Annotated in this window: 1 protein-coding gene; it reads left to right on the top strand. The window is 73.4% G+C overall.

What is annotated here, in order from left to right; all coding sequences use genetic code 11:
• Window positions 1-67: 67 nt before the first annotated feature.
• A partial coding sequence (locus PUR56_RS30160) for an acyltransferase domain-containing protein (RefSeq protein WP_329951279.1) occupies window positions 68-1,259 on the top strand: 1,192 nt, incomplete at its 3' end.

Genomic DNA, 1,259 nt, shown 5'->3' with positions numbered 1-1,259 from the left:
GCTCCCCGCCACCCTGCACGCGGACGAGCCGTCGGCGGAGGTCGACTGGTCCGTAGGCGCAGTCGGGTTGCTGACGGAGTCGCGGCCGTGGACCTCCGGGGACCGGCCGCGACGAGCGGGTGTGTCGGCGTTCGGCGTGAGCGGGACGAACGCGCACGTGATCCTGGAAGAGCCCCCGGTGGCGGAGCCGGCCTCGGTACCGGTCGCGCACCTGCCGGTGGTGCCGGTCCTGCTGTCCGGCCGGACCCCGGCCGCGCTGCGGGCGCAGGCGGAGCGGCTGAGGACGGTGTCGGGCACCGACCTGCCGGCCGTGGCGGCGGCTGCGGCGCGGCGTCCGGTTCTGGCGCATCGTGCGGTGGTGCTCGCGGGTGGGACCGACGCGCTGACGGCCGGGCTGGATGCGGTGGTGTCCGGTGCGGGTGGTCTGACCGGCACCGCACGGGCGGGCCGGGTGGCGTTCCTGTTCACGGGGCAGGGTGCGCAGCGTGCGTCGATGGGCCGGGGGTTGTATGACGCGTTCCCGGTGTTCGCGGACGCGTTCGACCAGGTGGCGTTGCACGTGGATGCCGATCTGGACCGGCCGTTGGCGGAGGTGCTGGCGGACGAGGAGTTGATCCACCGCACCGGGTACGCGCAGCCGGCGCTGTTCGCGGTCGAGGTGGCGTTGCATGCGCTGCTGTCGCACTGGGGTGTGCGGGCGGACGTGCTGGTCGGTCATTCGATCGGTGAGATCGCTGCCGCGCACGTGGCCGGGGTGCTGTCGCTCGGTGATGCGGCGGCGTTGGTCGTGGCCCGGGGCCGACTGATGCAGGCCCTTCCCGCCGGTGGGGCGATGCTCGCGGTGGGTGCTTCCGAGGCGGACGTCCTCGCCGCGTTCCCGGACGTGGACGTCGCGGTGGTGAACGGTCCTGGGGCCGTGGTGGTCGCGGGCCTGGAGGCCGAGATCGACGCCGTCGCCGAGGCGGCGGGCGAGCGGGGATGGAAGTCCAGCCGTCTGCGGACCAGTCACGCATTCCACTCCCGGCTGATGGAGACGATGTTGGAGTACTTCAGCGCCGTGGTGCGTGGGTTGTCCTTCGCCGAGCCTTCGGTCCCGGCGGTGTCGTCGGTGACCGGCCGCCCGGTCGGTGTCGGTCAGTGGTCGGACCCGGAGTACTGGGTCGACCAGGTCCGCAAGCCGGTCCGCTTCGCCGACGCCCTCGCGGCCCTCGACGGCGTCACCAGGTTCGTCGAACTCGGCCCGGACGGCGTGCTGTCCG

The sequence above is a fragment of the Streptomyces sp. BE303 genome, assembly GCF_036290945.1.
Classification (GTDB): domain Bacteria; phylum Actinomycetota; class Actinomycetes; order Streptomycetales; family Streptomycetaceae; genus Kitasatospora.
Note: the sequence above shows the minus strand (reverse complement) of the source record. Positions and strands in the feature narration are given on the sequence as shown.